The sequence below is a fragment of the Phyllobacterium sp. genome (genome assembly GCF_037994425.1).
In the GTDB taxonomy this organism is placed as follows: domain Bacteria; phylum Pseudomonadota; class Alphaproteobacteria; order Rhizobiales; family Rhizobiaceae; genus Phyllobacterium.
The window spans coordinates 1-7,839 of the sequence record NZ_JBBNAM010000037.1 but is presented as its reverse complement, the minus strand read 5'-3'; the positions used below and the strand labels follow the sequence as shown (position 1 = coordinate 7,839).

Sequence of the window (7,839 nt, the reverse complement as noted above, 5' to 3'; positions counted from 1 at the left end):
CGCTGGGCCGGCTTTACAAGCGTAGTCATGTTTTCTCCTATCCTTACAGATAGCACGCCTCTCGTTGGGGAGAGGTGGCCCACTCCGGGACCTAGGAGAAATGTCGTTGGCAGTCAAGAAATTTGTTAGGCTGCGACATGAAATTCTGTCGCGATGGCGCCCGCCAAAACGAAAACGGCAGGTGCCAGCACCCGCCGTTGAAGCTCGTTCTCTAACTCAAATCAGAAGACGTAACGAGCGCCGACCTTGAAGTCGTGCGAAACAATGTCCTTGAACTTGAACGGTTCGGGATCGGCACGTGTTTGTGAACTGATGAAATTGGAAGCGTCTGCCGTCTGTCCGTCACCAAGATGCACATAGCTGTAGCCGAGATCGATCGTCATGCGGTCAGTCGCCTTGATCCCGACACCGGTGTGGAGTGCCAAGGCGAGCTCCCACTGCGAGTCGCTGCCAGCCCAACCACCACCACCTGTGATGATATTGTTGTCGACAAAGCCCGAAATCGTGTTGCGGGATGCACCGATACCCGCACCGACATACGGCGTGAAACCTGCATATGTACCAAGATCGGCATAGGCATTGGCGAGGAACAGCCATTCCGACTTCTTGGCATGGTATTCGTTCGTAGCAGCATCGTCAGTGGTGCTGAGATCGCCATCGATGTCGTAGAAATCCAGCGCGCTAAAATCGGTCTTGCCGCGATATTGGCCTGTCACATCCGCCCGAAACCAGTCGTTGAATTGATAACCGACACCGATCTGCGCCGTGATGCCTGCATCGAAATCGCCGTCGTTGAAAAACGTGTGGTAAGCGGGATCGGCAAAGCCGACATAGTCAAGATGATCGAACTGCTGGTTGCTCATGCCGAGATCGCCGCGCAGGTACCAACCGCTGAATGGCGCAACTTCTACGACGGGATCCTGGATCATATCCGCCGCATAGGCCGGGGCTGCACCCAGGCTAAGAATCGCTGCGCTCATGGCAGCATACTTCTTGAATGTGCTCATTACTCTATTCCTCACAAAGCCCCATGAATTGGAAAAGCGCAGCGATTGCCACAGATGGTTGTGAGGGGAATATGAGGCGAAAAGGTTAAGTCCCGATTAACCGTGTTTATTCACCATGTCTGTTAAGGTTAACAGGACGTAAACGGCAATATTGGCGAATACCCATAAGAAAAAGGGCCGAGAGCCGGCCCTTTTTGCAACAGTTATTTCACGAAATCTGAGGTCGGGGCCTAGGCCGCGGATGACGAGATCACCGAGATGATGTCATTGACCACAGCTTCGACCAGCTTGCGGTCGTCGCCTTCAGCCATGACACGGATCAAAGGCTCCGTACCGGACGGACGGATGACCAGACGGCCTGCCGTGCCGAGACGATCGCGCGCTTCGTCGATCGCACTCTTCACCTTCTTGTTCTCGAGCGGCTTGCCGCCAGTCGTGCGCACGTTCTTCAATAGCTGCGGCACAGGATCGAACTTGCGACAAACTTCGCTGACCGGACGTCCCTGCTCTTGAACGACTGCAAGGATTTGCAAGGCCGAGACCAGGCCATCACCCGTTGTCGAGAAGTCTGACAGGACAATGTGACCGGACTGTTCGCCGCCGACATTGAAGCCGTGGTTGCGCATATGCTCGACCACGTAGCGGTCGCCCACCTGCGTGCGGGCAAGCGTCAATCCACGGTCGGTGAGAAAGCGTTCGAAGCCGAGGTTGGACATGACCGTTGCGACCACACCGCCCCCGACAAGCCTGTCCGTTTCCTGCCAGGATTGGGCAATGACGGCCATCAACTGGTCGCCATCGATGATGGCGCCGTTTTCATCGACGATGAGGACGCGATCAGCGTCACCGTCAAGGGCAATGCCTATATCGGCCCGCACCTCGTGCACCTTCTTGATCAAACCAAGCGGATGCGTCGAGCCGCAATCCTCGTTGATATTGGTGCCGTTCGGCTTGTCGTTGATTGTCACGACTTCGGCCCCGAGTTCCCAAAGAGCCGAGGGAGCCACCTTGTAGGCCGCGCCATTTGCGCAATCAACGACGATCCGCAGACCCGAGAGAGAGATATTCTTGGGCGTCGTGCGCTTGGCGAATTCGATATAGCGGTAAATATCGCCATCGACGCGCTTGGCCCGCCCGAGATTGTCAAAACTTGACAGGCGATCCGACAGATCCTCGTCCATGAGGCGTTCGATTTGCAGTTCTATCTCGTCGGAAAGCTTGAACCCATCTGGTCCGAAAAGCTTGATGCCATTGTCGAAATAGGGATTATGGGATGCCGAAATCATCACGCCGATATCAGCGCGCAGCGAACGGCAAAGCATTGCCACGGCCGGCGTCGGGATCGGGCCGAGAAGGAACACGTCCATGCCGGTCGAGGTGAAGCCGGCTACGAGGGCGTTCTCGATCATATAGCCAGAGAGCCGCGTATCCTTGCCAATGACGACGCGGTTGCGATGCTCACCACGCTTAAAGGTGAGGCCGACTGCCATGCCGACCTTCATTGCGATATCCGGTGTCATTGGATAGGCATTTGCCTGTCCGCGAATACCGTCCGTGCCGAAATATTTGCGCGCCATGCTGGTTATCCGAGTGTTCGGCTGTCTGATCGGTAAGAACAGGAATGCAGCCTCGTGTGCCTGACTTTGGTCTTGTGCCGCTTATCGCAAAAGACCTTCAATTCCGCATCTCACAATTTGTGTAGCGATTATACTTAGTTCCAATGCATGAACAATTCGTACAAACGGCCGGTTTTCACCGGCCGTTTGTTGAAGTTCCATACCACATCAGGATTGTGGTTGAGGTTCGAAACCCTTGTCGGGTTCATCCCCCTTGCGCGGCTTCTTTGCCGAACCCGCCTTTGGTACGGCGGATCCGCGCGATGGAGGCGTATCGTCGCCGAGGTCGCGGGCGGGCTTGTTGCCGGCCATCAACGCCTTGATTTCCTCACCTGTGAGCGTCTCATACTCCAGAAGACCTTCGGCGATGGCGATCCATTCCTTCTTCTTCTTGGTCAGGATGGTGCGTGCCTGAGTATAGGCATCGTCGATGAGCTTGCGGACTTCCGCGTCGATCAGTTGCGCGGTTTCTTCCGAAACGTTCTGCGTGCGAGCAACAGAGTGGCCGAGGAAGACCTCTTCCTGGTTCTCGCCATAGGCGACCTGGCCAAGCTTGTCAGAGAAGCCCCAGCGCGTGACCATGGCCCGGGCAAGCTTGGTGGCCTGCTCGATATCGGATGATGCGCCGGATGTGATGTTCTCCTTGCCGAACTTGAGTTCCTCGGCAATACGTCCGCCCATCATGATGGCAAGACGCGAGACCATCCACTTGTAGCTCATCGAATAGCGATCGGCTTCCGGCAACTGCATGACCATGCCCAAGGCTCGTCCGCGCGGAATGATCGTCGCCTTGTGCAAGGGATCAGCAACCTCGACGTTCAGCGCGACGATGGCATGCCCGGCCTCGTGATAGGCGGTAAGTTCCTTCTCGGCCTGCGTCATGGCAGTCGAGCGGCGCTCGGCGCCCATCATGATCTTGTCCTTGGCGTCCTCGAATTCAGCCATGGTGACAAGGCGCTTGTTACGGCGGGCTGCCATCAGCGCGGCCTCGTTGACGAGGTTCATCAGGTCGGCACCCGAGAAACCGGGAGTGCCGCGCGCTAGAACCTTGAGGTCGACGTTCGGCGCCAGCGGCACATTGCGCGCATGGACCTTCAGGATCTTTTCGCGGCCGATTACGTCGGGATTGGGCACAACGACCTGACGATCGAAACGGCCCGGGCGCAGCAATGCGGGATCCAGCACGTCTGGACGGTTGGTCGCCGCGATGAGGATGACGCCTTCATTGGCTTCGAAGCCATCCATCTCGACCAGCAACTGATTGAGCGTCTGTTCACGTTCGTCGTTGCCGCCGCCAAGGCCGGCACCGCGATGGCGACCCACCGCATCGATTTCGTCGATGAAGATGATGCAAGGTGCATTCTTCTTCGCCTGTTCGAACATGTCACGCACGCGGGACGCACCGACACCGACGAACATTTCAACGAAGTCCGAACCAGAGATCGTAAAGAAGGGCACATTGGCTTCGCCGGCAATAGCGCGTGCCAGCAGGGTCTTACCGGTACCGGGAGGGCCTACGAGCAGCACACCGCGCGGGATACGCCCGCCCAGACGCTGAAATTTCTGCGCATCGCGCAGGAATTCCACGATCTCTTCAAGATCTTCCTTGGCTTCATCGACGCCGGCGACATCCTGGAAGGTGACGCGTCCGTGCGCCTCGGTGAGTAGCTTCGCCTTCGACTTGCCGAAACCCATGGCCCCGCGCGATCCGCCTTGCATCTGGCGCATGAAGAAAATCCAGACGCCAAGGATAAGGATCATCGGCAGCCACGAAATCAGCATACCAACGAGTGACGTCGAGCCATCGGTCTCGGGACGCGCCGCGATCTGGACGTTCTTGCTTTCGAGGCGCCCGACCAGACCGGCATCGCCAGGCGAATAGGTCTGGAATGTCGAACCATTATCCGAATAGGTACCGGTAATGCGGTTGCCGGAAATCGTTACGGATTTCACACGGCCGCTATTTACGTCAGTGATAAACTGCGAATAGGGAACATCACTCGATGCCGAGCGCGAGGTGGGGCTTTGAAAAAGGTTGAACAACGCGATCAGCAGCAAGGCGATAATCGCCCACAGAGCGAAGTTCCTGTAGTTAGGATTCATATCGGGTCCCATCAATCACAACCGCAAGGACGCGGAATTTTAACGTAACATAGGTTCGAAGCGTGGCATTGCCAAGGCTGGCAGTGAAACTGAGGTCAATTCTTGTTAATCTGGTTTACAGGCAAGCGCTTGTAGGGTGGCAGGCGAAATAGCTCAGCAAGGCCTTGGGCCAAGCCCACATCATAGCCTGAAAGGATATGGTCGAACAGGGCAAGGTGCCGCGCAAGGCTGATGCCGGCGGGCAACTTCGCGTGATCGCCGCAGGAACCGAGACAGATCAGCTCTCCCTCAGCACTGATCGCGGGCGACGAGCGAACGGCCGCCCAATGGGTTACGGCGACGCGCTCTTCGCGAAGCAGGCTTAACCGCCCGTCACCAATGGGCTCGATTCCAACAGCGCCCTGGGTCCAGTTGACAAGGCGAAAACGCCCATCCCAGATCGCGGTTTCGCCAGGTCCAACGGTAATTTTGGGAAGCGACCGCAATTCGCGGAGGATCAACGCTTTGTCGCGCCTTACCTCAATGACGCAGCGGCCAAGCGATATTCGCCGGGACGTCCCCTCTCCGGCAATATGCCGGATGGCCTTTTCGCAGATTTCGGCCGGTGGCAGCAGCGACAGCCCTCCCATTGCCGCAAGCAGCACGCCGATGGCAAGGCGCTGAGCATCAACGTCGCCGCGAAAGGACGACTTGTCGATCGCGGCGAGTGTGCCGTCGCGCACCGTGACACTTTGCTGCAGCAGCCGTTCAGCACTGGTATTTTGCGCTCGGCGCTGCTCGGTCTTCGCGGCGATCTTCGCAAGGATCAACTCGCGCTCATCTTTGCGCAACGTCTTGCGGACCCGCACGCGCTCATATTTCAGATCATCGTTGGAAGGGTCGTCGCGCCAGGCAATATTCCGTGCGCGCAAATAGTTGCGCAGCGCTTCGCGCGTTACACGCAACAACGGCCGCACCAGCCAGATTTCGCGCTCGAGCAGCGTCGCGGGCGCCATTGCGGCAAGACCCCGTTCGCTGCCCTGCTCACGCGTACGCTGTTCGCGCATCGCATAGGTTTCGATCTGGTCGTCGAGCGTGTGCCCTGTCAGGATGAGGTCCGTACCCGCCTCCCGCGCTGCCTGGCACAGAAGGCGATAGCGCGCTTCGCGCGCCATCGCGGAGAGGCCCGTATCTGGCTTCGGTTCACCCCATTCAAGGGTTCGGTGCGCAACGCCAAGTTCCCCGCACAGCATAGCGACATAGCGCGCTTCCTCGGCCGCTTCGGCACGAAGCTTATGATCAACGGTCACCGCAACGATCGCCGGAAATTGGAGCCGCGAGGCGCTCAGTCTGGCAAGCAGATATAGAAGCGCGAGTGAGTCACCACCACCGGAGACGGCAACGAGGACCGAGGTCAGCCCCTCGAAACGGATCCGATCGAAAATAAGTGCTGGATCAAGATCGGTTTCAGCACTTGTTGGCACCACGTTCACTCTTCACGCGCTCCTTGATCGCCGACGAAATATTCGGATAGCGCGTAACGACGGAAGCAAAGGTGGCGCAGGCAACGTCATGGTCACGCATTTTCGCCAGGGTCATGCCGAGTTTCAGGAGGTTCTCCGGGCTCTTCTTTGAATCCGGATACTGCTTGTGGTTGTCGAGGAAGACGGAGGCTGCCTCCTGGTAGCGTCCTTGCCCATAAAGCGATTCACCGAGCCAGTAGCGGGCATCCGGATCTGCCGAATCCTTGGGGAACCGGTCAACATGGCTGCGGAACGCAACTTCCGCGCTCTTGTAGTCGCCCGACAGGAACAACTGATAGGCCTGGTTGTAAAGAACCTTTGGATCATCGGTCTGCGGCAAGGCAGCAACTGTCGTGTTGTCTGCCGGCGGATTGTCGTTGGAAGTCCCACCGATCACGTTGCCATTGGCATCAAACTCGATCTGTCCAAGATCGTGCGGCGGTTCGCCGAGTTGCTCGGAGCCGGACATGTCGACTTGGGGATCAATAGCAGCGGAATCGGTGGCCTGCGGCGCGGCGCGAGATGAACCGGCGGTGGCAGAGGCATCCGACGATGCCTCCCCCGTTTTTGTCCGGGAAGACGGGGCAGACGCGACAGCTCGGTCGCTCCTCCCGCCAGCGTCCGACCGCTTGCCTTTTTCCAGTTCCTGGAAGCGGAACTCATTGTCTTCCTGCGCTTTCCGCATCTGCTCCTGCATCTGCAGAAGCTGGAAGTTCAGTTCCTCAACCTTGCCGGTGAGCTGCCTGATCTGCTCTTCCAACTGGCTGACGCGCGGATCTCCCGCCTGAGCCAAGACGACGGGAGCATTGCCTGGCGCAATCTCCGCCTTTGGCACGGGCGGGAAAAATCCGCCGCTTAGATCCATGGCGTGGCCGACGCCGGTTGCCAGAAATGGCAGAACCGTCATTGCCAGAACCATTCTTTTTAGTCCTTTGTTCATTCCTTTTACCGCCCCTGATATGGGAATTGAAACACCGCCATGAATTGCGGCAGCCCTATCTAACACGAGCAATGTGACTTCGGCCAAATTTTGTTTGGCGCGCGTCAAAACAAAAAAAGCGGCCGGGAGGCCGCTCTTTTTGTCGATGAAACCGATATCGGCTTAGCTGCCGGCGCCACCGAGAACGGTGATGGCACGGCGATTCTGCGACCAGCAGGATTCGCTGTCGCAAACGGCGACCGGGCGCTCATTGCCGTAGGAGATGGTCTTGATACGCGAAGCGGGGATACCCTGTGACGCGAGGTAATTGCGCGTCGCGGCAGCACGACGCTGACCGAGAGCGAGGTTGTATTCGCGGGTTCCGCGCTCGTCAGCATGGCCTTCGACGGTGATCGCGTAGTTCGGGTAGCGCTTCAGCCACTGGGCCTGCTTCGTCAGTGTCTGCTGCGCGTCGGCACGGATGACCGAGGAGTCGACATCAAAGAAGATGCGGTCGCCAACATTGACGGTGAAGTCCTGCGTCGAACCCGGTCGCGCGCTGCCAGCAAGGCCAAGGTCGCCGGCGCTGTTGGGCATGTTTTTCTTCGAGGCGCAACCCGCAATGGCGAGAGACATGAACAGTGCAACGACAACTGGACTGCGTGCGATCATTTCGAACCGGCGCATGGCCT

At 58.0% G+C, this 7,839-nt stretch carries 6 protein-coding genes; all 6 read right to left on the bottom strand.

The genetic code is table 11. From position 1 onward, the window contains the following. Nucleotides 1-221: 221 nt before the first annotated feature. Nucleotides 222-1,007: an outer membrane beta-barrel protein gene (locus tag AAAB35_RS02285; protein ID WP_340666622.1), complete on the bottom strand. Its 786-nt coding sequence runs from the start codon at nt 1,005-1,007 to the stop codon at nt 222-224. Between the two features lie 230 nt (nt 1,008-1,237). Then, nucleotides 1,238-2,584, bottom strand: a complete 1,347-nt coding sequence (glmM, locus tag AAAB35_RS02280) for a phosphoglucosamine mutase (protein ID WP_340666621.1) — start codon at nt 2,582-2,584, stop codon at nt 1,238-1,240. Between the two features lie 207 nt (nt 2,585-2,791). Beyond that, nucleotides 2,792-4,726 (bottom strand): ATP-dependent zinc metalloprotease FtsH, encoded by a 1,935-nt coding sequence (ftsH, locus tag AAAB35_RS02275; RefSeq protein WP_340666620.1) that lies wholly within the window; start codon nt 4,724-4,726, stop codon nt 2,792-2,794. A 95-nt stretch (nt 4,727-4,821) separates the two neighbouring features. Then, on the bottom strand, nt 4,822-6,198 hold the full coding sequence (gene tilS / locus AAAB35_RS02270; protein WP_340666619.1) for a tRNA lysidine(34) synthetase TilS: 1,377 nt from the start codon (nt 6,196-6,198) through the stop codon (nt 4,822-4,824). Then, complete coding sequence (ybgF, locus tag AAAB35_RS02265) at nt 6,173-7,168, bottom strand: tol-pal system protein YbgF (RefSeq protein WP_340666618.1); 996 nt, start codon at nt 7,166-7,168, stop codon at nt 6,173-6,175. The genes tilS and ybgF overlap by 26 nt, the downstream gene beginning before the upstream one ends. Nucleotides 7,169-7,330: 162 nt before the next feature. Continuing rightward, nucleotides 7,331-7,834: a peptidoglycan-associated lipoprotein Pal gene (gene pal, locus AAAB35_RS02260; protein WP_340666623.1), complete on the bottom strand. Its 504-nt coding sequence runs from the start codon at nt 7,832-7,834 to the stop codon at nt 7,331-7,333. Between the last annotated feature and the right edge of the window lie 5 nt (nt 7,835-7,839).